This window comes from Limnomicrobium aquaticum, assembly GCF_040545545.1.
GTDB classification, from domain to species: domain Bacteria; phylum Pseudomonadota; class Alphaproteobacteria; order Rhizobiales; family Rhizobiaceae; genus Ensifer_A; species Ensifer_A aquaticum.
In genome coordinates, this window is the sequence record NZ_JBEPMB010000001.1 from 874413 (window position 1) to 896402 (window position 21990).

22 protein-coding genes and 4 tRNA genes are annotated in these 21990 nt (G+C 59.8%); 14 read left to right on the forward strand and 12 right to left on the reverse strand.

The window, feature by feature from the left end; genetic code table 11:
* Positions 1 to 2 precede the first annotated feature (2 nt).
* Complete coding sequence (locus tag ABID16_RS04340; RefSeq protein WP_354555120.1) at positions 3 to 614, forward strand: flavin reductase family protein; 612 nt, start codon at positions 3 to 5, stop codon at positions 612 to 614.
* A gap of 24 nt (positions 615 to 638) precedes the next feature.
* Here ABID16_RS04340 and ABID16_RS04345 read toward each other — a convergent pair.
* The 4 genes from ABID16_RS04345 to ABID16_RS04360 form a co-directional block, all read right to left on the reverse strand.
* A tRNA-Glu gene (locus ABID16_RS04345) sits at positions 639 to 713 on the reverse strand.
* Positions 714 to 944: 231 nt separating this feature from the next.
* A tRNA-Glu gene (locus tag ABID16_RS04350) sits at positions 945 to 1019 on the reverse strand.
* 173 nt (positions 1020 to 1192) lie between these two features.
* A complete protein-coding gene (locus ABID16_RS04355) occupies positions 1193 to 2599 on the reverse strand; it encodes a YcbK family protein (RefSeq protein ID WP_354555121.1) in 1407 nt (468 codons plus the stop codon).
* 150 nt (positions 2600 to 2749) lie between these two features.
* The gene (locus ABID16_RS04360; protein ID WP_354555122.1) at positions 2750 to 3190 is read right to left on the reverse strand and encodes a VOC family protein; all 441 of its coding nucleotides are present in this window, start codon (positions 3188 to 3190) and stop codon (positions 2750 to 2752) included.
* Between the two features lie 214 nt (positions 3191 to 3404).
* Between ABID16_RS04360 and ABID16_RS04365 the strand changes: the two genes are divergently transcribed.
* From ABID16_RS04365 to ABID16_RS04385, 5 genes are all read left to right on the forward strand, one after another.
* Positions 3405 to 3983: a cold-shock protein gene (locus tag ABID16_RS04365; protein ID WP_354555123.1), complete on the forward strand. Its 579-nt coding sequence runs from the start codon at positions 3405 to 3407 to the stop codon at positions 3981 to 3983.
* Complete coding sequence (locus ABID16_RS04370) at positions 3983 to 4471, forward strand: DUF192 domain-containing protein (RefSeq protein ID WP_354555124.1); 489 nt, start codon at positions 3983 to 3985, stop codon at positions 4469 to 4471. The genes ABID16_RS04365 and ABID16_RS04370 overlap by 1 nt, the downstream gene beginning before the upstream one ends.
* A gap of 83 nt (positions 4472 to 4554) precedes the next feature.
* Positions 4555 to 4631 (forward strand) — tRNA-Pro (locus ABID16_RS04375).
* Positions 4632 to 4769: 138 nt separating this feature from the next.
* Complete coding sequence (locus tag ABID16_RS04380) at positions 4770 to 5075, forward strand: ETC complex I subunit (RefSeq protein ID WP_354555125.1); 306 nt, start codon at positions 4770 to 4772, stop codon at positions 5073 to 5075.
* 85 nt (positions 5076 to 5160) lie between these two features.
* A tRNA-Arg gene (locus tag ABID16_RS04385) sits at positions 5161 to 5237 on the forward strand.
* 255 nt (positions 5238 to 5492) lie between these two features.
* Here ABID16_RS04385 and ABID16_RS04390 read toward each other — a convergent pair.
* From ABID16_RS04390 to ABID16_RS04400, 3 genes are all read right to left on the reverse strand, one after another.
* A complete protein-coding gene (locus ABID16_RS04390) occupies positions 5493 to 6038 on the reverse strand; it encodes a hypothetical protein (RefSeq protein WP_354555126.1) in 546 nt (181 codons plus the stop codon).
* Positions 6039 to 6305: 267 nt separating this feature from the next.
* Positions 6306 to 6575: a hypothetical protein gene (locus ABID16_RS04395; RefSeq protein ID WP_354555127.1), complete on the reverse strand. Its 270-nt coding sequence runs from the start codon at positions 6573 to 6575 to the stop codon at positions 6306 to 6308.
* Positions 6576 to 6728: 153 nt separating this feature from the next.
* A complete protein-coding gene (locus tag ABID16_RS04400) occupies positions 6729 to 7946 on the reverse strand; it encodes an MFS transporter (RefSeq protein WP_354555128.1) in 1218 nt (405 codons plus the stop codon).
* Between the two features lie 317 nt (positions 7947 to 8263).
* Between ABID16_RS04400 and ABID16_RS04405 the strand changes: the two genes are divergently transcribed.
* Positions 8264 to 8485 (forward strand): hypothetical protein, encoded by a 222-nt coding sequence (locus ABID16_RS04405; RefSeq protein ID WP_354555129.1) that lies wholly within the window; start codon positions 8264 to 8266, stop codon positions 8483 to 8485.
* Between the two features lie 13 nt (positions 8486 to 8498).
* Here the strand turns inward: ABID16_RS04405 and ABID16_RS04410 are convergent, their stop codons facing one another.
* Positions 8499 to 8987, reverse strand: a complete 489-nt coding sequence (locus ABID16_RS04410; RefSeq protein ID WP_354555130.1) for a nucleoside deaminase — start codon at positions 8985 to 8987, stop codon at positions 8499 to 8501.
* Positions 8988 to 9151: 164 nt separating this feature from the next.
* On the opposite strand from ABID16_RS04410, the gene ABID16_RS04415 reads away from it, so the two are divergent.
* From ABID16_RS04415 to ABID16_RS04445, 7 genes are all read left to right on the forward strand, one after another.
* On the forward strand, positions 9152 to 10072 hold the full coding sequence (locus ABID16_RS04415) for a LysR family transcriptional regulator (protein WP_354555131.1): 921 nt from the start codon (positions 9152 to 9154) through the stop codon (positions 10070 to 10072).
* 317 nt (positions 10073 to 10389) lie between these two features.
* Positions 10390 to 11952 (forward strand): ABC transporter ATP-binding protein, encoded by a 1563-nt coding sequence (locus ABID16_RS04420; protein WP_354555132.1) that lies wholly within the window; start codon positions 10390 to 10392, stop codon positions 11950 to 11952.
* A complete protein-coding gene (locus tag ABID16_RS04425; RefSeq protein ID WP_354555133.1) occupies positions 11942 to 13036 on the forward strand; it encodes an ABC transporter permease in 1095 nt (364 codons plus the stop codon). Before ABID16_RS04420 ends, ABID16_RS04425 begins: the two co-directional genes overlap by 11 nt.
* A 5-nt stretch (positions 13037 to 13041) precedes the next feature.
* Complete coding sequence (locus ABID16_RS04430; protein ID WP_354555134.1) at positions 13042 to 13965, forward strand: ABC transporter permease; 924 nt, start codon at positions 13042 to 13044, stop codon at positions 13963 to 13965.
* Between the two features lie 25 nt (positions 13966 to 13990).
* Positions 13991 to 15073, forward strand: a complete 1083-nt coding sequence (locus ABID16_RS04435) for a BMP family ABC transporter substrate-binding protein (RefSeq protein WP_354555135.1) — start codon at positions 13991 to 13993, stop codon at positions 15071 to 15073.
* 348 nt (positions 15074 to 15421) lie between these two features.
* Positions 15422 to 15841 (forward strand): TadE/TadG family type IV pilus assembly protein, encoded by a 420-nt coding sequence (locus ABID16_RS04440; RefSeq protein ID WP_354555136.1) that lies wholly within the window; start codon positions 15422 to 15424, stop codon positions 15839 to 15841.
* A 2-nt stretch (positions 15842 to 15843) separates the two neighbouring features.
* The gene (locus ABID16_RS04445) at positions 15844 to 17577 is read left to right on the forward strand and encodes a pilus assembly protein TadG-related protein (RefSeq protein WP_354555137.1); all 1734 of its coding nucleotides are present in this window, start codon (positions 15844 to 15846) and stop codon (positions 17575 to 17577) included.
* Positions 17578 to 17611: 34 nt separating this feature from the next.
* Here the strand turns inward: ABID16_RS04445 and radC are convergent, their stop codons facing one another.
* Genes radC through ABID16_RS04465 form a run of 4 tightly spaced genes read right to left on the reverse strand, consistent with a single transcriptional unit; the run spans position 17612 to position 21854 of the window.
* Positions 17612 to 18451 carry a RadC family protein gene (radC, locus tag ABID16_RS04450; RefSeq protein WP_435532384.1) on the reverse strand — a complete coding sequence of 280 codons (840 nt, stop codon included), beginning with the start codon at positions 18449 to 18451 and terminating at the stop codon, positions 17612 to 17614.
* Positions 18452 to 18453: 2 nt separating this feature from the next.
* Positions 18454 to 19278 (reverse strand): type I methionyl aminopeptidase, encoded by an 825-nt coding sequence (map, locus tag ABID16_RS04455; RefSeq protein ID WP_354555139.1) that lies wholly within the window; start codon positions 19276 to 19278, stop codon positions 18454 to 18456.
* Positions 19279 to 19323: 45 nt separating this feature from the next.
* A complete protein-coding gene (gene sfsA, locus ABID16_RS04460) occupies positions 19324 to 20022 on the reverse strand; it encodes a DNA/RNA nuclease SfsA (protein WP_354555140.1) in 699 nt (232 codons plus the stop codon).
* Positions 20023 to 20024: 2 nt separating this feature from the next.
* Positions 20025 to 21854 (reverse strand): PHA/PHB synthase family protein, encoded by a 1830-nt coding sequence (locus ABID16_RS04465; RefSeq protein ID WP_354555141.1) that lies wholly within the window; start codon positions 21852 to 21854, stop codon positions 20025 to 20027.
* Between the last annotated feature and the right edge of the window lie 136 nt (positions 21855 to 21990).

Sequence of the window (21990 nt, forward strand, 5' to 3'; positions counted from 1 at the left end):
ACGTGTTCTATGAAACGGGTCATCGTCCTGCGGTTCTGAAACATGATCCCTTCAAGGCGATCGTGTCGCCGAGACCAATCGGCTGGATCGGGACGAAATCCAAAGACGGAGTGCTTAATCTCGCGCCGTATTCCTTTTTTGCCGCGATTGCGGATCGCCCGCCACTCATCATGTTTTCCTCGAGCGGGCGCAAGGACAGTCAGCGCAACGCCGAGGAGACTGGTGTCTTCACGACGAACCTCGCCGGCCGCGCGTTGCTGAACGCGATGAACCTCAGCTCGACCGCAGCGCCCGCCGAGATAGACGAATTCTCGTTGGCTGGGCTGACGCCCGTCATGGGAAGGCTTGTCGAGGCGCCCGTCGTTGCTGAAGCCTATGCGGCGCTGGAATGCCGCGTGGTCGAGGTGAAGCCGCTCAAGGGGCTCGATGGCGTCGAATCGGACAACACCATGATCATAGGACAGGTGGCCGGCGTCCACATCCGGGATGAGGGGATCAGGGATGGCCGGCTTGATATGGCGCTGGTTCGTCCGCTGGGACGTCTCGGATACATGGATTATTGCGACGCGGGAGACGTATTCGAACTCTTCAGGCCAAGTTGGCCGCTCGCATGAGCCGATCAAAATCTGGAGAGGGTGTGGCACGCCCTAGGGGAGTCGAACCCCTCTTTTCAGAATGAAAATCTGACGTCCTAACCGATAGACGAAGGGCGCATGCCGCATCGCTTGAGGCTCTCTGCGAACCGTCTTGCGATGTGGCGTCCTTATAGTCAGCGTTCCGGATTCCCGCAAGACGGATTCTTGATTTTCTATCAGCAACGGCCCAAATTTTCGGGAAAATCCGGCCGGTGGAAAAACAAGCCAAGTCAGCGCGCTAAATGAAATTCTTCACGCAAAACAAGAACGCATTCCGACGTCTGTGGTTTCAATTTTGGGAGGGGGAAATGGCACGCCCTAGGGGAGTCGAACCCCTCTTTTCAGAATGAAAATCTGACGTCCTAACCGATAGACGAAGGGCGCATGCCGAACCGCGGGAAGTTTCTGTCGAAGCGCCTCGCGGTGTGGCGACCTTATAGTCAGCGGAATTTCATCCCGCAAGCGGGAAATTCGGGTTTTTCAAAAAAAATTCATGAAGTCCGGGCGCGTTGCGATCCGTGTCGCATTCAGAAATAAATTCAGCCGCTTAGCTGAGCTTATCTGCGCTTCTTTTTCTTGCGGTGGCAGCGCCAGTCCCAGTCCCGCTGGTCGCCCGTATCGATATGCACGGAGTTCGTATAGCAATAGGTTCCCACGCCGCCGCGTTCAGGCAGCGAGCGCAGATAGTTGGCGAGTTCCCACTTGGAAACGCCATTCACCTGGATATCAGCCGCACTGCATGTCGTGTGCAGAGAGTGTTCTGCGCCGCCCGATTTGGCGTTCCAGACCGGCGGACGATAGCCGGAGGTCACGATCGGCGGCTTGCCGTAATGCTTCTCCACGACGTGGAGCATCTTCATCAGTTCCGGCTTGAAGCAGTCTGTCTCCACATAGGGCGTCTGGATCCAGATACCATTCGGCGCGACGCGGGCCAGGCCCGGCGCCGAGATCAGGCGCATCAGACCTGCGGGTTCGCTATCGTCGGCGCTGTCGTCTCCATTGTCGCCATCGTCGCCTTCACCTTCCACAGCGGCAGGCGCGGGCTTCGGCGGGAAGAAGGCATTGAGTTTGGCGACGGGACGGCTACCGTCATCGGGTGTCGCGCTCAGCGGATTGGATGGCTGCGGCGTCTGGAGCCGAAGCGGATTTGCCGGTTCGAGCTTGGCGGTTCTATCTTCAGGCTGGGCCGAGGGCTGACTGAAGCGCCCGGCGTTGAAATCCTGCACCGGCGGTTCCGCCGGGAGTGGCACCGCGATAGGATTTTGCGGCTGCATGGTGAAGAGACTCGCGACCTTTGCGGGCTGCTGTATCTCAGACGGGCTCAGAACGCGGCCACCTTTCGGGGTGGCTGTCTGATCTTCAGCAGGTGCAGCATCTGCGGTCGTGCCAGGCGCGGCAAGCGATGCATCGGAATTGGTGCTCTCGGCTTCCGCCGGCGTATAGATATTGATGACCGAAGGATTGAAACTCGGGGCAGGCACGGATGTCGGCACCGTGACCCCGCTCTTTTGCGCCGCGGCCTGTTCCTCCGGCTTCGGCGGGGCCGTGGAAAAGATGCTTCCGCGGGCGGCATTCAGCGCGACCTGTATCTGCTTGTCGGACGCGGTAGGGCGGAAGGCGGCCGCGTTTTTCGGGATCGGAATTACACCCATGCGCGCCTGCGTCGCGGCGGCGATGACTGCCTGCTGGTCCGCCGTGACCGGCACGCCGTTTTGTATCTCGACTTCCTGGGTTGTTTCCGGGTTGAGCGCAAGCCGTTGAGTCTTGGCACTCTGCGCGCTGTGAGCGTTCTGCACACCCTGCGCTTTCGGCTGCTGGGCGCGCGCATCGCTGAGCAACTTGGGGTCGAAGGATGTTTCCAGCGAAGAAGACATGCAGCCCGACAGCGCAATCGCTGTCAGCAGTCCGGCAGACAAGGCATAGAGCCCTCTTTCCGCCGATCCTTTGTGCTGCTTGGTTTTCAAACGCGGCTCCCAATTCTTAATCTGGCGCAAATTTCTAAGGAAAGGCCCGGGCGATGTAAACTGCCCGGGCCTGCCGTTGCGTCAATTTGAGAAGCCGCTGATCAAACCCCCAAGGATTTCAGGGATATGCGCTTTCAAAAAAATCTCAGATCACCACGATCCGGTGTTCTTCATCGAGGCCCAGGGCTCCTGCGGTGCCAAACTTTTGCCTTTTTGCAGAATCTCGAAGGAGATGTTGTCGGGCGAGCGGATGAAGGCCATGTGACCGTCGCGCGGCGGGCGGTTGACGGTGACCCCATGCTTCTCAGCATTCGCGCAGAAGGCATAGATATCATCGACCTCATAGGCGAGGTGGCCGAAGTTGCGACCGCCGGTATAGGCTTCCGGATCCCAGTTGTAGGTGAGTTCGAGGCAGGGCGCCCCGGTCCCGGCGGCACTCGTCTTGTCTTCGCTTGCGGCGAGGAACACGAGCGTGAAGCGACCGGCCTCGTTTTCGATGCGCCTCGTTTCTTCAAAACCCATCACATCGCGGTAGAATGCCAGCGATGCGTCAAGATCGGTCACGCGGACCATGGTGTGCAGATAGCGCATGTCTATGTCCCTTTGTTGAGTTCCGAACTCATATGCGGTCGTATAAAGCCTGGGGCAAGCCCGCGGTGTCACGAATCGAGCTGTGGAAGACGCGAGTCGCTGGGGTTTATTGCAAACTGGCACTTGCACTGAAACCCGAACACATTGTTAATCTTTGTGGCGAGAATCAGTTAACCGTGAATGCATGTGACGCGTAGACGAGGGGCAACGGGAAATGGCGGACAGAATATCGACGAAAGATATTTCTACTGTTGACGATGTTTCCGGTGAATCCGTCGATCTCATTGAAATCACCGGTGTCGTGAAGTGGTTCGACGTTGCCAAGGGGTTTGGCTTCATCGTACCCGATAACGGGATGCAGGACGTGCTTCTGCATGTGACCTGCCTGCGCCGTGACGGATATCAGACCATCCTTGAAGGCACGCGCATCGTGGCACTCGTGCAGAAGCGCGACCGCGGCTATCAGGCTTTCCGCATTCTCTCCATGGACCAGTCGACAGCGGTGCATCCGTCGCAACTGCCGCCGGTCAAGACACATGTGCAGGTAACCCCGACGAGCGGTCTGGAGCGTGTTCTGGTCAAGTGGTTCAACCGCACCAAGGGCTTTGGCTTCCTGACGCGTGGCGAGGGCACCGAGGATATCTTCATCCATATGGAGACCCTGCGCCGCTTCGGCATGACCGAACTGCGGCCCGGCCAGACTGTCCTGATCCGCTTTGGTGACGGAGAGAAGGGGCTGATGGCCGCCGAGATACATCCGGATGTCCCTGCGCCGCCGGCGCGATCGCACTGATGCGTTTCCTCTCCATCTTTCATCGGCTCGCTGGCGCACTCTGCACGCTGATGATTGTTGTGCTCGTTTCGCTCCCTGCAGTCGCGGAAGATCTCCCTGTCAGCGTGCTAAAGATCACCGGGCATGACGGCAAGTTGCATGATTTCAAGGTAGAGGTCGCTGCTTCCGCACAGACGCGCGCGACCGGTCTGATGAACCGCACGTCTCTTGCTGAAGGCAAGGGCATGATCTTCATCTTTCCGCAGCCGAAGACTGTCATGATGTGGATGAAGGATACCCTCATTCCACTCGACATGTTTTTCATCGATAGTGAAGGGAAGATTTTCAATATTGCCGAGAATGCCAAGCCCATGGATGAGACAATCATTCCGTCTCGCGGTCTCGCTGCCTATGTGCTGGAGCTTGCGGGCGGAGAGGCACAGCGGCTGAAACTATCCCCCGGCGACAAGGTCAGCGGCGCGTCGCTTGCGTTCAAGGCCAAGAACTGAGCGATCTAAATCGAGGCTTGCAAAGCTCAACTTTGCTGTTGCCGTAGCGTTTTCAAGCGTGTATCAGCGGGTCTCGAATGTGACGGAGTGTAGCGCAGTCTGGTAGCGCATCTGGTTTGGGACCAGAGGGTCGGGAGTTCGAATCTCTCCACTCCGACCATTTCGAGCCTATTTCGCGGGCTCCAATTTTGTGGCAGGAATGACGTGAGATCGGAATCGGGCTGCGTTGTTCGGATCTCGGAAATTCACTTCCCATCGCCCGGTGTAATGATCGGGTCCAGAGCTTAAGAGTTTGAAGATGTCGGCAAAGATCTATCGACCCGCAAAGACAGCCATGCAGTCTGGCAAAGCCAAGACCCATCTCTGGGTTCTCGAGTTCGACCAGCAGGCGCCGCGCGTGATTGATCCGCTGATGGGTTACACGGGTTCCGGTGACATGCAGCAGCAGGTCAAGCTGAGCTTCGAAACATGCGAGGCTGCCCAAGCGTATGCAAAGGCGAATGGCATTGCCTATCGCGTCATCGAGCCGAAGGAAGCCACCCGCAAGGCGGTCTCGTATTCCGACAATTTCCGCTACTCCCGCACGCAGCCCTGGACGCACTGAGCTCTGGCACCTCAATAGCGCCAGAAGCGACGTTTGCTGTTTTGCGCCTTGAATACGGGCAGGGTACAGTCCCTCCCGAAGGAGCGGTCCCTTAGCTCAGCTGGATAGAGCAAGTGCCTTCTAAGCACTAGGTCGCAGGTTCGAGCCCTGCAGGGATCGCCATTCGATTTCTAAATATCTGAATCCGTTTCTTTTTCTGCATAATCCCCGCACTGCCCGCGAGGTGCGGGGATATAGTGTTCTCGTTTAATTTTGTGGCTGCGGCCTGGGCGAGGCGGCGCTTGCCGGCGTTCTTGGTTTTCATCGCCAAATCACGGCGAAAACAAAAAAACCGCCGAAAGATCGACGGGTTCTCAAGGCAAAAGAGCGGCGACCTTGCGGCCACCGCTCTCAATTCGGATGCCCCCTTCCGAAAGATCAGGCGCGGAAGTGCGTCGTGGTCGTGCCCGTGCTCTGTCCGCTGTTTTCCATGTATTTCGCAGTCGCGGCCTGGGCGGCGGCAGCCGACGGCTGGGCGTCGTCAGTCTTGGGAGCTGCCGGCTTGGCGACCTTGTCCAGCATGGAGGCGTGAAGCTTGGCCATGGACTGGTTGTAGGCGTGCTGCTTCTCGAAGACCGTTTCCTTGTGGCCCGGCTTCTTGGCTGCGGTCTGTGTTGCGGCGGTGGCGTCTGCACTCTTGGCGTTGGCCGCAGATTTTGTCGAGGTCGTTGCGGCAGAGGCGGCAGCGCCGGTTGCTGCACCAGCTGCGTTCGCGGCTGCTGCACCACCCTTGTCGGCGTCCTGTGCGGCGGGCTTGCCGGAAACCTTGGCGAGCTTGTCGGCATCAACCTTGGCCTGCTGCTTGTTATGAGCAAGCTGTGCCTGCACGGCCTTCTGGGTCTCGCTCTGTTCGCGACCCTTGTGAGCAGCGGCGGGAGCGGAAGTGTAGGCGGCGGCGCTAGCGTTGTTCTGAGAAATTTGCATTTCAGACCTTCCTTTTTACCATGTTTGATCTGTCTTCTTCTTGGCTGAGACAGTGAATTGGTTGCCTTCTTGAGATCGGGCAAGTCTTGTTCCGCTGAAGTGAACCTCATCTACCCGGCGATGAGGAAAACTGAAATCTCTTTTGAATTTCGACTGTGGTTTTATATTTAAAACCGGAATTTTCGTTCAATTCAAAAGTTAGAATTTTATCCTTCTGCCGTTTTTTCTTATGCGGCGCTTCTTCGTCGTGCCGCGATGCGCCGGCGGTTACTTTCCAACCGTCGATGGGCCAAGCTTGAGATGTTCCTGATATGCGGTGTGAGCGACCTGGAAAGGAACGCCGCTGCCTGGTGCTTTCGGATTGGCAGCCATCTCGAGCATCTGTGTCAGGAGGCTGTAATCGCCGTGGTAATACGGCGTCTCGCGGTGCTGGGCGGCGCGATTGGCGGTGGCGGCCTGCAAGTTCAAGGCCCCATTATTGGCCTGTATCTTGCGACCCTCCGAAAAATAAGGGGGCATGGAGCCTGAAACATGCATCGCTGAATTCTCCCGGGAGAACGGCGATGTCTGGCGTTTCTTCTTCTGCTCTCGCCCGTCTCCTGAGACAGGTTTTACGCGTGAGGCGCAAAGAGGCGCTGAAAAGGATCGTTACAAGTTTAACGATCCTTTCGATTTTCAGGTGGAGACGCGTCAGGCGGCAGACGGGCTGGACACAAAGGTCCTGGGGAAAGGCCGGAATGTCATCGCGACGAGGAAGGCCATGAGACCGAGGATCCAGCAGGTGATATACATGGTCGCATAGCCGCCCGTGGCGTCATAGATATAGCCGCCCAGCACGGGGCCGGTTGCCATACCGAGGCTGCCGGCCATGGAGGTACCGCCGATGATCGTGCCCATCATCTTCATGGGGAAGTTCTCGCGGATCAACACGGCATAAAGCGGCATGATCCCGGCATAGATGAAGCCGAAGAGCACTGCGACGGCATAGAATCCCGCCAACTGACTGACAAAGGCATAGGCGAGCGCACCGAAGGCCTGCGCGAGAAGACCGCCGACCAGCACGCGCTTTGCCCCCAGCCTGTCGCCCAGAACACCGAAGCCGATGCGGCCCGCCATGCCGGCAATGCCTTCGACCGAATAGATGGAGACGGCCGCAATCGCCGAGATACCACAGATCTGGGCATAGCTCACGGTGTGGAAGATCGGGCCGGAATGCGTGGCGCAGCAGAAGAAATTCGTGACAACGAGCACGATGAACTGCGGCGAGGCGATCGCCTGCCTGACCGTCATGCCGGCATCGGGCGCAAGATCACCGGTGGGTGACGTCGCTGCGGGCTGGATTGCCGGGGGGCGGGCGAGCAGCATGGATGCCGGGATCGTCAGGATGGCGACAAGCGCTGCCATGATCGTCAGCACCATGCGCCAGTCGTAGCTTTCAGCAAGCCGCGCCGTCAGTGGTGACATGGTGACAGGAGCAAGGCCCATGCCGGCGGAGACGAGCGAGACGGCCAGCGCGCGCTGCGTCTCGAACCAGCCGGTCACTGTTGCCATCATCGGCGCGAAGAAGGCCGAGACCGCCCCGCCGGCGACGAGACCGAAGGCAAGCTGGAACACGAGAAGCGAGGGCGCATGCGCGGCAGCCCAGAGGCTCACCGCAAAGAGAACTGCGCCCGATGCCACGACCGGCCGGGCACCGAAGCGATCGGAGAGGGCGCCCCAGACCATTGCTGTTGCGGCCATGGAGAGGAAGCCGATGGTCATGGCGGCGGAAATGCCTGTGCGGCTCCAGCCGGTCTGCTCCACCATGGGCGTCAGGAGAACGGGAAGTGAGAAGAGCGCGCCCATGGCCACGCATCCCATGAAGCCGCCCGCGGCAACGACAACCCAACGATATGGCGATTCCTGCATGATACCCTCCCTGATCCGACCGCGGCACTCCATTTATGTTGATATCAATCTATTTCCGTTATGACAATCGGCAATTCGCGTAAGTCCGGAGACAGCATGCAGCCGCATGACAGCGACAATTCGATTCAAATGCAAGCGCCTGTCTTGACCTGGTTTTCATCCCTGGATGCTAAGGGACTGGTGACGTATATTGTTGTTACATATAGGGTTTCATATTCGTAATGGCGATCGGACCTGTTTCAGTCACACAGCCCGCGATGGCGCGAGAACTCCACAATGCCCCGGCGGACCGTTTTGCGGTTCAGCAGATGGGGATCATGCAGGACATCATCCAGGGCCGGAGCGCGGCACAGCGGGCTTTCGTGGATTCGCATCCCGACACGCGCCAGGCCTTTGAAAGCATGATCAGTTCGCTCTATGCGCAGGGCAGTTCACACGCCAACGAGGCGGCGCGTCTGGCTGCGACCGTGCACGACATGCGCGCAGCCGCCAAAGCCTATATGGAGAACAACGGCGCGCCGCAGATCTCTCCAAAGTGAATGGGGCTTGCGATCAGCCCCAGAAACCTTCGTGCACCTTTGCGGATTCTTCCACCAAGATCGGGCCGATCACCTCGACCTTGCGCTGGCCGGCGGCAAAGACCACTTCGCAGGGAAGATCGAGCGTCGGGTTTTCCGGATGGTTGCCGGTGATTTCCTTGAGCTGCTTTTCCGTCATGCCGTAGACGCAGCGCTTGAGCCCCGTCCAGTAGATCGCGCCGGCGCACATGGCACAGGGCTCGGCCGAAGTATAGATCGTGCATTCCTTGAGGAGATCATGAGGTAGCGTCGTCGAGGCGCGGGTCATGAGAACGCGTTCGGCATGGCCGGTCATGTCATGGTCGGGCATATAGGCATTGTGCTGCGTCATCAGCACCTTACCGTCGGGGCCGACGAGGATTGAGGCGAAGGGGTGGTTGCCGGCGTCGCGCGCCTTCTGCGATTCGGCGATCGCGATCCTCAAAAGCGCCTCGTGATCCAGTTCCTCGCAAACCATGGCCATGTGCTGTCCCCTTTATGTCTGGCGCGAAGCCTGACGAAACGGTGCAATATCGCTTCGTCGGTCGTCGCTAATTCATGCGGTGCGGAAGACTTGCCTTGATCGGTGCGAAATTCAAGTCATTGTAGAGCCGGTTCCGTACGAATTGTTCGCACAATGGAAAGCGCATGTCCCTCATTTCGCCAGCCGCACTGCTCTTCGACGAGGTTGCCCGGCTCGGTTCTATCCGCAAGGCGGCCGAGCATCTGAACGTGTCGCCGTCCGCGCTCAACCGTCGCATCCTCAACCTTGAAGAGGATTACGGGCTGAAGCTGTTCGAACGGTTGCCGCGCGGCGTACGGCTGACGGCGGCAGGCGAGGTGCTGATCGCCGATATCCGGAAATGGAAGGCGGATCAGGAGCGCTCCAAGGTGCGGCTGCAACAGTTGCAAGGCCTTCGACGCGGCCATGTCTCTGTCGGGCTGATGGAGTGTCTGGCCGGTGATTTCGCCCGCACGCTATTTAATGACATCCAGGCGCGGTTCCGCCAGTTCACGCTCGACATCTTTGTCGGGGGGACTGCGCTGATCACCGAGAAAATCCTCAACAGCGAACTCGATCTGGCGGTTTGTTTTAATGTTCCCGATCGGCATAACATCCACAAACTCAAGGTGGTGGAGGCGCCTTCCGGCGTCATCGTGTCGAAGGAGCATCCTCTGGCGGGGCGGTCAAATGTGCCACTCTCCGAGTGCATCAACTATCCCTTCATCCTTCCCGATTTCTCGATCGCGGCGCGGCGGCTGATCGACAGTGCGCTGGGCGCATCCGGAGTTCAGACCGTGCCAAGTCTGGTCACGAATTCCACAGGTTTGATGAAGCGTCTGATCGCAGACAACCGGCACATTGCATTCCTCAATGCCGGCAATCTCATGGATCAGCAAAGGGACGCTGGCCTTGAGTTCATTCCACTGGCCGGGCGGCTTCTTGCGCCGGAGGAACTGTCGCTGATCACGCGGTCCAGCCAGGGCTTGAGTTCCGCAACCTCCGCGGTTGTCGATCTCATCAAGGCGCAAATGGACAGCTTGCCAATCGCGCCGAAAAGCGCTTAATCTCAGTGTTGCAATTTTTGCAACGCAACGAGCGAAACAATGTGCTTGTGTGCGGTGCGAAAGCCAGACCAACTAATGCATAAAATTAAAGCAGGGGAACTTGGTGTCGTTGCAGCAGTCTTGGGGTGGGAGTCCGTCTGGTTCCCGGGCCGAAATTCGGCGTCTTGCCGGATCGACCGTCGCTTTCTTTCATGTTTTCTTCTCCGGTCGGGGGGCTGGGTTACATCATCTTCACGCATCGTCGATCTTGCCTTACGGTCTGAATGCCGGCGGGCGAAGCGGCGTCCTCTTTGCCGCGTCCGCCATGGAGACTATCGATGGGAAATGAAGCGACCCCGCGGCTCGAGTTGAAGAGCATCACGAAGCGCTTTCCGGGCGTACTGGCGAATGACCAGGTGAGCTTTTCCGTGCAGCCCGGTGAAATCCATGCGCTGCTCGGCGAAAACGGTGCGGGCAAGTCCACGCTCGTGAAGATGATTTACGGAATCATGCAGCCGGATGGCGGCGAAATCCGCTGGAACGGCGAGCGTATCGTCGTTGCCAACCCCAAGGCCGCGCGTAAGCTCGGCATCGGCATGGTGTTCCAGCATTTCTCGCTCTTCGAGGCGATGACGGTTCTGGAAAACATTGCGCTCGGCATGGATGCGAAAATCCCGGCGCGGGAACTCGAAGCCCGCATCAAGGAGGTCATGACGCAATATGGCCTCAAGCTGGAGCCGCATCGCATCGTTTCGACCCTGTCGGTCGGCGAGCGCCAGCGCATAGAGATCGTTCGTGCGCTGCTTTTGAACCCCAAGCTTCTGATCATGGACGAGCCGACCTCGGTGCTCACGCCGCAGGAGGTGGAGCAGCTCTTCATCGTTCTGCGGAAGCTCGCCAGCGAAGGCTGTTCCATCCTCTACATTTCGCACAAGCTGCACGAGATCAAGGCGCTCTGCCACACCGCGACGATTCTCCGCGGCGGCAAGCTGGTCGATACCTGCAATCCGTCGGTCGAGACATCGCGCTCGATGGCGGAGAAGATGATCGGCGGAAACCTCAAGACCATCGTCAAGGCGGAAGGCCGGGCAATCGGGCGCGAGAAGCTGATCGTCAACCGGCTGAACATGCCGGCGCGGTCGCATTTCGGCGTGTCGCTCAAGGACATTACCTTTACGGTCCGCGAGGGCGAGATTTTCGGCATCGCCGGCGTCGCGGGCAACGGGCAGAACGCGCTGCTGCTGGCCCTGTCGGGCGAGACACTATCGGAAGACGAGGGAGCGATCACTGTGGATGGCGCAAGGCTCGGTCGGCTGACAGCGAAGCAGCGGCGGCTGGTCGGTGTTTCCTCGGTGCCGGAAGAGCGCAACGGCCATGCAGCGGTGCCGGAATTCACGCTCGCCGACAATTCGGTTCTCACCGCACGCGACCGGCTCGGCATGGTCAAGGTCGGGCTCATCGACCAGAAGGCGGCGCGGACCTATGCGGGCGAGGTGATCTCGACCTTTGCGGTCAAGGCGCTGGGGCCGGGCTCGACGGCGGGGTCGCTGTCGGGCGGCAATCTGCAGAAATACATCATGGGCCGCGAGATCATGCAAAATCCTGCTGTTCTGGTCGTCTCGCAGCCGACCTGGGGGGTGGACGCGGGCGCGGCGGCTGCGATCCATCAGGCGCTGGTCGATCTGGCGGCCGCCGGCTCTGCCATCGTCGTCATCAGCCAGGACCTCGACGAACTTCTCTCGCTCTGCGACACGCTCGCCGTCATCAACGAGGGGCGGCTTTCACCCGCGATGAAGGTGGCGGATGCCGATATCGAAGAAATCGGTCTGCTCATGGGCGGTGTCCATGGCGACCCGGCCGCAACCGCAAACCTGCATCCGGAGCCGGCCCATGCGCATTAAACTGGAAAAACGCCCCGAACCCTCGACGCTCATGGCATTTGCGACGCCAATCGCCTCCGTGCTGCTCACCATGGCCATTGGCGTGATCGTGTTCGACGCTCTCGGAATCAAGGGCGAGAAGGCCGTTATCGACATCTTCCTGACGCCGCTTCTGTCATCCTACAAGTGGCAGGACGTGGCGGTGAAGGCCGCTCCGCTCATCATTATCGCGCTCGGCCTGTCGATCGGTAACCGCGCGCAGGTATGGAATATCGGCGCGGAGGGGCAATATGTCATCGGCGCGCTCGCTGCGGCCGGCGTCGGCATTGCGGCCGGCGGGGCAGGCGGGGGTATCATCATCACGCTCATGATCCTGGCCGGTATTCTCGGCGGCACATTCTGGGCGATCTTTCCCGCTTTCCTCAAGACGCGGCTCAACGTGAATGAAATCCTGACCTCGCTGATGCTGACCTATGTGGCGCTGCAGGTGCTCGGCTATCTCGTCGGCGGCCCCTGGAAGGACCCGAACGGGCGCAACTTCCCGGCCACCGCGCCGCTTCATGCGGATCAGACTCTGCCGATCCTGTTCCCCGGCACGACGGTGCATCTGGGCGTCGCCATCGCGCTCGTCCTGCCTTTCGTCTTCTGGCTGATCATGTCGCGCTCGGTCTTCGGCTTCCAGATCCGCGTTGTCGGCAGTGCGCCGGATGCGGCCCGCCATGGCGGGTTCGACGCCAAGCAGACGATCTGGCTGTCGCTGCTGATCGGCGGCGGCATGGCGGGGCTTGCGGGCGCGCTGGAATTTGCCGGGTCGCTGAAGGCGATCAATCTCGGCTTCCCGTCGGGTTATGGTTTCACGGCCATCATCGTGTCCTTCCTCGGGCGTCTCAACCCGATCGGGTGTCTCATCGCTGGCGTCGTTCTTGCCGTGACCTATGTCGGCGGGCAGGTCGCGCAGACAACGGTGCATATTCCCAATTCCACGGCCGGCATTTTCCAGGCCATGATGCTGTTCTTCATTCTGGCGAGCGACATTCTCATCCGTTATCGGGTGCGCTTTGTCGGTAGTCCGAAGTTGAGCCCGATGCCGGCGGCAGGAGAGTGATACCCATGAGCACTGAATTCATCATTGCCGCCATCGTCACCATTGTCGGGTTGACCACGCCTATCCTGCTTGCGGCGCTGGGCGAACTCGTCGTCGAGAAGGCCGGCGTTCTGAACCTGGGCGTCGAGGGCATGATGCTGATGGGCGCGATCTGCGGCTTCGGCGTCACCGTTTCGACCTTCAATCCCTGGCTGGGCATTCTGGGCGCGGCTGCGGGCGGGGCATTGTCCTCGATGCTCTTCGCGGTCCTGGTTCTGGAGCTCAATTCCAACCAGGTGGCAACGGGTCTGGCGCTGACGATTTTCGGCACCGGCCTCTCGTCGCTGATTGGCCTCTCCTATACCGGTTTCATCGCCCCGGTCTTCGGCTCGGTCTTCCCGTCATCGCTGGCGAGCGATCCTTACCTTAAGGTCATCTTCGGCTATTCTCCCATCGTGTATTTTGCCCTGATCATGGTTCCGGTCGTCGCTTGGTTCCTGAAATCCACGCGGGCCGGCATGATCCTGCGGGCCGTCGGCGAGAACGACCTGTCGGCCCATTCCATCGGCTATTCGGTCAAGGGCGTGCGCTATGCCGCTATCGCCTTCGGTGGTGCGATGGCGGGCATTGGCGGGGCCTATTTCTCCATGGTCATCACGCCCATGTGGGCCGAGAAGATGACGGCGGGCCGTGGCTGGATCGCTCTGGCTCTCGTCGTGTTCGCCGGCTGGCGGGCAGGGCGCCTGCTCGTCGGGGCCTATTTCTTCGGCATCCTGATGGCTCTCGAACTTTACGCCAAGGCAGCGGGCTTCTCATTCCTGCCGTCGCAATTCTGGGCTGCGATGCCCTACCTCATGACCGTTGTCGCGCTGTCCGTCATTTCCATGCGCGACCGTTCGGGCGGCAACGCCCCGGCCTGCCTCGGCAAGCCGTTCCTTCCATCAACCTGAAACGCCCTGACGATAGGAGTTCACCATGGCTATCATTACCCGCCGTACATTCATGCAGGCAGCCGGCGCTGCCGCGACGCTGCCCGTGCTCGGCAACAAGGCCTTTGCGGCCGAAAAGATCAAGATCGGCTTCATCTTCCTTGGCCCGGTGGGCGACTATGGCTGGACCTGGGCGCATAACAAGGGCCGCATGCAGGTCGAGAAGGAACTCGGCGACAAGGTCGAGACCGTCTATGTCGAAAACGTGCAGGAAGACGCCTCGGCCATCCCGGTCATCCGCGACCTCGCACAGCAGGGCTGCAAGCTGATCTTCACGACGTCCTATGGCTACATGGACCAGACGATTGCGGTCGCCAAGGAATTCCCGAACGTCAAGTTCGAGCATTGCACGGGCTACAAGCGCGCCGACAACGTCGCGACCTATAACTCGAAGTTCCATGAAGGCCGCGCCGTTCTCGGCACGATCGCCGGCAAGATGTCGAAGTCGGGCACGCTCGGCTACCTCGGCTCCTACAAGGTTCCGGAAGTCGTTCTTGGCGTGAACTCGTTCGCGCTTGCCGCCCAGAAGCAGAACCCGAATGCCAAGGTCAAGCTCGTCCTCATCGACAGCTGGTTCGACCCGCCGAAGGAAGCTGCTGCAACGGAAACGCTGATCAACCTCGGTTGCGATATCGTCACGACCCACACCGACAGCCCCGGCCCGCTGCAGATCCTCGAGCAGAAGAAGCTCTACGGCTTCGGTCAGGGCGCCGACATGTCGCGCTTCGCTCCGTCGGCTCACCTGACGGCCATCGAAGACATCTGGGGTCCGTACTATGTCGAGCGCGTCAAGGCGATCGTCGACGGCTCCTGGAAGTCCACCGACACCTGGGATGGCATGAAGGAAGGCACGGTCGTGATCTCGCCCTACAACAAGGCGGTTCCTGCCGATGTCGTCAAGCTCGCCGATGATATCCAGACGGGCTACAAGAACGGCTCCTACGACATCTTCAAGGGCCCGATCTACGATCAGGCCGGTACGCTGAAGGTCAAGGAAGGCGAGACGATGAAGCTTGCCGACCTCGCCGTGATGGACTGGTTCGTCAAGGGCGTCGAAAGCGCCGCCTGATCGCGACGCACAACCTCCGCCCCCGGATCGGGTCGGACCAAGGAAACGGGAGAGGCGGCTTAGGTCGCCTTTTTTCGTTGGTGAATCCCGTCGCCCACCTCTTCCGCGCCAAGCGTGGCCCAATCTGCGGGCGCTCTGAATGTATTTCGCGCAATTCTTTTTTAGACTATTCTGAATTTATGTACTGAACCGGATATAGGCTGACAGCGTCAAATTGTATTGTCTTACACAACGCTAAATCTGGGCCAAACTGCCCTAATTCGGCATAAAGCGGCAATTTTAATTGAGGTTTTAATTTGGTCTAAATATAGGTTCTGTACTTTGGATGCACAATTCAGGAGATTGTGTGTGTCCAGATTGATAATGCTGTTTCGGCGCCGCGACGGCGCCTCCGCTGTCGAGTTCGCCATCATTGCGCCCATCTTTATCGCCGGCGTTCTCACGATGATCGGCTATTCGATCTATCTGTCTGCCTCTGCCAGTGTACAGCAGATGACGGAGGAGGCCGCGCGTGCTGCGGTGGCGGGTCTCTCGGCCCAGGAACGGCAGATGCTTGCGGAGAATGCCGTTGCTTTGTCCATGAAGGACCGCGCCTTTATCGATCCGAAGAAGGTGAAGGTCACTATCAGCGGACAGGACACGGATCGGTACACGATCCAGGTCTCTTATGATGCGGCGCAATTGCCGATCTGGTCGCTGTTTGCCTATGCGATGCCGGACAATAAATTCATTTCCAGAACATCCGTGATGCGTATTGGGGGAGCCTGATCGTGGCGACATACTTCTCCCGTTTTTTGAGGTCCAAACAGGGCAATATTGCCGTGACTGCAGCACTTTCCGCGCCGCTTCTCATCAGCGGTCTTGCGATCAGTGTCGACTATGCTGCTCTCGTCAAGCAAAGGCGTTCGGAGCAGGCAACCGTCGATCTGGCCGCGATTGCCGCGGCGGCCGATCCTTCAAATGCGCGCGCTCTGCTCCAGCAATATTATGCGGACAACGGGCGCAACTATGCCGTCCAGGAAGGTGGTACGACCTATCTTCCGGGCGGCAAGACTTTACCCGCGCAGCAGTCTTTCGATTCTGCCGGCGCGCCGGAATGCGTGGCGACCGTCGAGCTTGGCAATTACGAGGCAGATCCGTCGCTCCCTGTTTCCCAGCGGTTCCAGCCGAATTCCGCCATGCCGGATGCGGTGCGGGTGAAGCAGCGCTGCCGCGGCCACCTCTATTTTGCATCCGCGATCGCGCCGGAGCCCGATATCGACGTGTCGGCGACCGCTGCCTCGAAAAAGCTTGCGTCCTACTGGATTGGCAGCCGGCTGGCCAGTCTGGACGGCGGCCTTGCCAATGCGGTGTTCGGCGCTCTGTTCGGAACAACGGTTTCGCTGAAAGTGGCAGACTACAATGCACTGGTGAGCGCCAATGTCGATATTCTCTCGACCGTGAAGGAACTCGCTTCGAGCATCAACATGTCGGCGGTCACCTATGACGACTTGCTGGACGCTGATGTGACCCTTGCGCAGTTCTTCAGAGCGATTCGGGTCGGCGGCAATCTGAGTGCGTCCGCCCAGGCCTCCGTGCGGGCCTTCGAGATTGCCGTCTCGCATAGCAACCGCACGATCAAGCTGTCGCAGATCCTCAATCTGGCCACCATCGGCAAGCAGAAGGTCGGGTCCGGATATGGCGGGACATCGACTGCCGACGCCCTTGGTCTCATCAGGGCAGCCGCCGCTGTGTCGAACGGACAGCATCAGGTCGAACTGAATGTCGATTACGATGTGCCGGGTCTCGGCGATGTTAATTTCAGGCTGATGATCGGGGAGCCGCCGGTTGGGGCTCAGTCGGTCGGGATCAACACACCTGGTTCTCTGGTGCGTACGGCGCAGATACGCAGCCTCGTGACCTTCACGCTCGGTAATATTCCCTCCATGGCAGGCATCACGCTGCGGGTTCCGCTCTATCTGGAAGCTGCCAACAGTGAAGCGCGGCTGACCGACATCCAATGCAAGGGCAACACCGTGACGGGTGTCAAGCTCCAGACATTCCCCGGAGTGGCAGAGTTGATCGTGGGCGATGTCGATGAAAGCGCGTTTATCAACTTCGGCAGCAAGCCAAGGGTGACGCCGGCAACGCTTGCGGCAGCACCGGGTGTGACCGTGAAGGGATCGGCGCAGGTCGATGTCAACAACATCGTCGGCTCGTTGATGGATTTCACCCGGCTGGAAATCGACGCGAACAAGGTCAAGAATGCGAGTGTGACAACGCCGATCACCTCCTATTGGACCAGTATCGTCAAGCACCTGAACCTCGACGTCACGGTCGCAGGCTTCAGCTTCGGCACACAGCAGGTCGCGTATCGCAATGCCATCGTCTCGGCGATCTCGTCGGTCACGCTTCCAGCCGACCGGGTTCTCGCGACTTACATGTTCGTCTATGGCTACAAGATCGGCGAGGCCGATGTGAGCGTCACCGGCGCATCCTGCTCGAAGCCTTCGCTTGTGCTTTGACCTGGTTGGCCGCGTCCGATCGCTGCGCCCGGCCTCAGATCAGCCTCAGCCCCTTGAGGCTGACGTGACCTTCCTTTCCGATGATGATGTGATCGTGCACCGTGATGCCGAGCGGCTTTGCCGTCTCGATGATCGTCTTGGTCATATCGATATCGGCACGGGAGGGGGTCGGGTCGCCTGACGGGTGGTTGTGAACGAGGATGATGGCGGTCGCGGAAAGATCGAGCGCACGCTTGACGACCTCGCGCGGATAGACCGGGGTATGGTCGACCGTGCCCTTCTGCTGCACCTCGTCAGCAATCAGCGCATTGCGCTTGTCGAGGAAGAGAATGCGGAACTGTTCGCGCGTCTCGTAGGCCATGGCGGCGTGACAGTACTCCACCACCGACGACCATGAGGCGAGGACCTTCTTGCCCTTCAGCTCGCTCTTCAGCATGCGGTGGGCGGTGGCGGCAATGAGCTTGAGATCGGTGGCAACGGCCTCGCCGACACCCTTCACCTCGGTCAGCCGCGCGGCCTCCGCGCCGAAGACGCCGGCCAGTGTTCCGAAGCGGTCGAGCAGCGCCTTGGCGATCGGCTTGGTGTCGCGGCGGGGGATCAGGCGAAACAACAGGAGTTCGAGGATTTCGTAATCGGCCAGCGCCGTGTCGCCATGGTCGCGGAAGCGGGCGCGCAAGCGTTCGCGATGGCCGTGATAGTGCTGCTCCGGGGCGGGACTTTCCTTGCCGTCCTGCGTTGCCTTGGCGGCAGCCTTGGGGCGCTGGCGCGGTTCGGCAAAGAAACCGCGCTCGTCGGCTTCCAATTCGGCGGAAAAATCGTCGGGTTCCTCGGTCTCTGCCGGTTCGTCCAGACGATCATTGCCGCCGTTTGCCATCATCAGGTGAGCCCCGGCCTGTCGAGCCCGGCGGGCGAAAGGGTGAAGATTTCGCAGCCCGTGGCGGTCACACCCACCGTGTGCTCGTACTGAGCGGTCAGGGAGCGATCGCGCGTGACGGCTGTCCAGCCATCGCCCAGAACCTTCACATGCGGACGGCCGAGATTGATCATCGGCTCGATGGTGAAGATCATGCCTTCGCGGATTTCCGGTCCTTCATGGGCGCGGCCGTAATGCAGGATGTTCGGCGTGTCGTGGAACAGGCGGCCAACGCCATGGCCACAGAAGTCGCGCACGACCGAGCAGCGCTCTGCCTCCGCATAAGTCTGGATCGCCTCGCCGATGGCGCCTGTGCGGGCGCCGGGCCGCACGGCGGCGATGCCGCGCATGAGGCTCTCATAGGTCACTTCGAGAAGCCGGATACCGGCCCGCTTGACCTCGCCGACCGGATACATACGGCTCGCATCGCCATGCCAGCCGTCGAGAATATAGGTCACGTCGATATTGACGATGTCGCCGTCGCGCAGCGGCTTGTCGTCGGGGATGCCATGGCAGACGACGTGGTTGATCGAGGTGCAGCTGGACTTGGTGTAGCCGCGATAGTTCAGCGTTGCCGGCAGCGCGCCATTGTCCAAGCCGAATTCGAAGACGAAGCGATCGATCGCGTTGGTCGTCACACCCGGCTTGACCATGGGGGCGAGCGCATCGAGGCAGCGCGCCGTCAATTGGCAGGCGCGTCGCATGCCCTCGAAGGCGTCAGGTCCGTAGAGACGGATCGCGCCTGTGTTCTTCATCGGAGCCGTAGCTGCGTCGATATAGTTGACCATGTCGATTCGGTTGTTCTCAGATACTCGTCTCTACTCTATGCCGGGTTAGGCAACGTCGATCAAGCTTTTCGCCGTAATTTGGGATTGCGAAACTGTGCAATCAAGCGCGTAGGCTTCGACGCCGCGGGCTCTGGCACGTTCGAAGGCGGCGGCATAGGCCGGATCGAGATCGGCGCAGATGCGAAATGCGGAACAATCGCCGCGCTGGACCACATAGAGCATGACCGCGCGGTGACCGGCTTGCGCCATGTCGCCGAGTTCCGCGAGATGCTTGGCGCCACGCTCGGTTTTCGTGTCGGGAAATTCGGCAAGCCCCTGCGTCCGGCTGAAATGAACGTTCTTCACCTCGACATAGGCGGTGGGCAGGCCTTCGCCTGAGAGCAGGATATCGATGCGGGAATTGACGCCATAGCGTTTTTCGCGGGCGAGTGTCGGGTAGGGCGCAAGCGTTGGAATCATGCCCGCGAGGATCGCCTCCTCGGCAATCCTGTTGGGCATGCCGGTATTGACGCCGACCAGTGTGCTGTCGGCCTCGATCATCTCGAACTGATATGGGTACTTCCGGGTCGGCTTATCGTGGACCGACATGAAGATGCGGCTGCCGGGCGTGGTCAGCCCCAGCATGGAGCCGGTGTTGGGACAATTGCCGGTAATGATCGCGCCGTCTTCCAATTTGGCATCGAAGAGAAAGCGCTTGTAACGGGCAATCAGCCGGCCCTCGACCAGCGGCGGGTCAAACTGCAAGGTCAGACCCGGACGCGGACATAGGAGCCCGGCGCGTCTTCGATCGGATTGATCTGGTCGCCACCGGCGCTGCGGGCAGGCACGCGCTTGTCGTTCTGCTGCTCGATCCACTTATGCCAGTGCGGCCACCAGGAGCCCGGTGTTTCGACGGCGTGGCTGACCCAGGTCTCGAAATCGCCCTCCGGCTTCGGGCCGGTCCAGTACTGATATTTCGGCTTGTAGGGCGGGTTGACGACGCCGGCGATATGGCCCGATCCGGACATGACATAGGTGACATCACCGCCAAAAACCTGGCTGCCGACGAAAACGGACTTGGCCGGTGCAATATGGTCCTCGCGGGCGGCGAGATTATAGACCGGGACCTTCACGTCACGCATGTCGAGCGTGTGTCCGCCCATCTTCATGCGGCCCTTCGAGAGATTGTTCTCCAGATAACAATTGCGCAGATAGAAGGCGTGATTGGCAGCTGGCATGCGGGTGGAATCGGAATTCCAGTAGAGCAGGTCGAAGGCCATCGGCTCAACGCCACGTAGGTAGTTGTTGACCACATAGGGCCAGATCAGTTCGGAGGCGCGCAGCATGTTGAAGGCCAGCGCCATCTTCGAGCCATCGAGATAGCCATGTTCCTTCATGGTCGATTCGATGGTCTTTAGCTGTTCCTCGTCGACGAACACCTGCAGGTCGCCGGCATAGGTGAAATCGACCTGCGTGGTGAAAAAGGTCGCAGACCGGATGCGGTCGTTTCCTTCCTTGGCATGCAACGCGAGCGTTGCGGCGAGCAGCGTGCCGCCGACGCAATAGCCAATGGCGTTGACCTTGTGCTCGCCGGTCGCCTTTTCGATCACCTCCAGGGCGAAATCGATGCCCTCGCGTGCGTAAGCCTCCCAATCCTTGGTTGCGTGGTGTTCGTCCGGATTGACCCATGAGATGACGAAGACCGTATGGCCCTGATCCACGCACCACTTGATGAACGATTTTTCCGGGTTGAGGTCGAGGACGTAGAACTTGTTGATCCATGGCGGGCAGATGAGGAGAGGGCGCTTCAGCACCTCTTCCGTCGTCGGATCGTACTGGATGATCTGGCAGACATCATTTTCGGCAACGACCTTGCCCGGCGTGACGGCCATGTTCACGCCGACTTCGAATTTCGACATGTCGGTCTGGCGGATGCGCAGGTCGCCATGGCCGGCCGCGATGTCCTCGGCCAGCATTTTCATGCCCTTGACGAGGTTCTCGCCATTGCTGGCAATCGTCTCGCGATAGACCTGCGGGTTGGTCAGCGCGAAATTGGAGGGCGACAGCGCCGCGATGATCTGGCGCATGTAGAATTCGGCCTTGTGGCGGGTGTGCGCGTCCAGACCTTCCGTTTCCGTGACGAGGCGTGAAGCCCAGTCGGAGGTCACGAGAAAGACCTGTTTCAGGAAATCGAAGAAGGGGTTCTTTTCCCAATCCTTGTCGGCGAAACGCTTGTCCGGCTTGGCGGCGGGCTCCTGCGTCTTCTCACCGTTGAGCTTCTGCATGGAATGCATCCAGACCGTCATCATGGAGCCCATGAGCCGTGTCTGCGCCTCCAACGTGCGCGCGGGATCTGTCATCCAGTACTCGACGACCTTGGAAAGCGTGCGCACCATGTCGCCGACCGGCTCGATGACGTGATCGACCACTTCACCCCTCTCGCGCGGTTCCAGCCAGAGCGAGGCGGCCTTGCCGGCATTCTGCACCGCGCGGGCCAGATTGACGGTCATCGTCTCCGGGTCTTTCAGGATATAAGGCTCGAACACGGCCGGATCGATTGCGCCAAACGGCGGATTCTGGCCGTTCTCCCCCCGCATCTCCTCCGCCAATTCGTGTCCTCCCGGAATTTTGTCGTTTTGATTTGCTGCATTGTGCCGTAAAAGGCTCCGAAGTTCTATACGTCAGATTGCAGATTCGAGAGGCGGCACATTTGTTTTTTCTAGCGAAACGTCA

Coding starts and splice junctions, on each gene's coding strand:
- ABID16_RS04360 (WP_354555122.1), bottom strand. CDS start 3,190: ATGCGCTATCTGCACACCATGGTCCGCGTGACCGATCTTGACGCATCG.
- ABID16_RS04365 (WP_354555123.1), top strand. CDS start 3,405: ATGGCGGACAGAATATCGACGAAAGATATTTCTACTGTTGACGATGTT.
- ABID16_RS04370 (WP_354555124.1), top strand. CDS start 3,983: ATGCGTTTCCTCTCCATCTTTCATCGGCTCGCTGGCGCACTCTGCACG.
- ABID16_RS04380 (WP_354555125.1), top strand. CDS start 4,770: ATGTCGGCAAAGATCTATCGACCCGCAAAGACAGCCATGCAGTCTGGC.
- ABID16_RS04390 (WP_354555126.1), bottom strand. CDS start 6,038: ATGCAAATTTCTCAGAACAACGCTAGCGCCGCCGCCTACACTTCCGCT.
- ABID16_RS04395 (WP_354555127.1), bottom strand. CDS start 6,575: ATGCATGTTTCAGGCTCCATGCCCCCTTATTTTTCGGAGGGTCGCAAG.
- ABID16_RS04400 (WP_354555128.1), bottom strand. CDS start 7,946: ATGCAGGAATCGCCATATCGTTGGGTTGTCGTTGCCGCGGGCGGCTTC.
- ABID16_RS04405 (WP_354555129.1), top strand. CDS start 8,264: ATGCAGGACATCATCCAGGGCCGGAGCGCGGCACAGCGGGCTTTCGTG.
- ABID16_RS04410 (WP_354555130.1), bottom strand. CDS start 8,987: ATGGCCATGGTTTGCGAGGAACTGGATCACGAGGCGCTTTTGAGGATC.
- ABID16_RS04415 (WP_354555131.1), top strand. CDS start 9,152: ATGTCCCTCATTTCGCCAGCCGCACTGCTCTTCGACGAGGTTGCCCGG.
- ABID16_RS04420 (WP_354555132.1), top strand. CDS start 10,390: ATGGGAAATGAAGCGACCCCGCGGCTCGAGTTGAAGAGCATCACGAAG.
- ABID16_RS04425 (WP_354555133.1), top strand. CDS start 11,942: ATGCGCATTAAACTGGAAAAACGCCCCGAACCCTCGACGCTCATGGCA.
- ABID16_RS04430 (WP_354555134.1), top strand. CDS start 13,042: ATGAGCACTGAATTCATCATTGCCGCCATCGTCACCATTGTCGGGTTG.
- ABID16_RS04435 (WP_354555135.1), top strand. CDS start 13,991: ATGGCTATCATTACCCGCCGTACATTCATGCAGGCAGCCGGCGCTGCC.
- radC (WP_435532384.1), bottom strand. CDS start 18,451: ATGGCAAACGGCGGCAATGATCGTCTGGACGAACCGGCAGAGACCGAG.
- map (WP_354555139.1), bottom strand. CDS start 19,278: ATGGTCAACTATATCGACGCAGCTACGGCTCCGATGAAGAACACAGGC.
- ABID16_RS04465 (WP_354555141.1), bottom strand. CDS start 21,854: ATGCGGGGGGAGAACGGCCAGAATCCGCCGTTTGGCGCAATCGATCCG.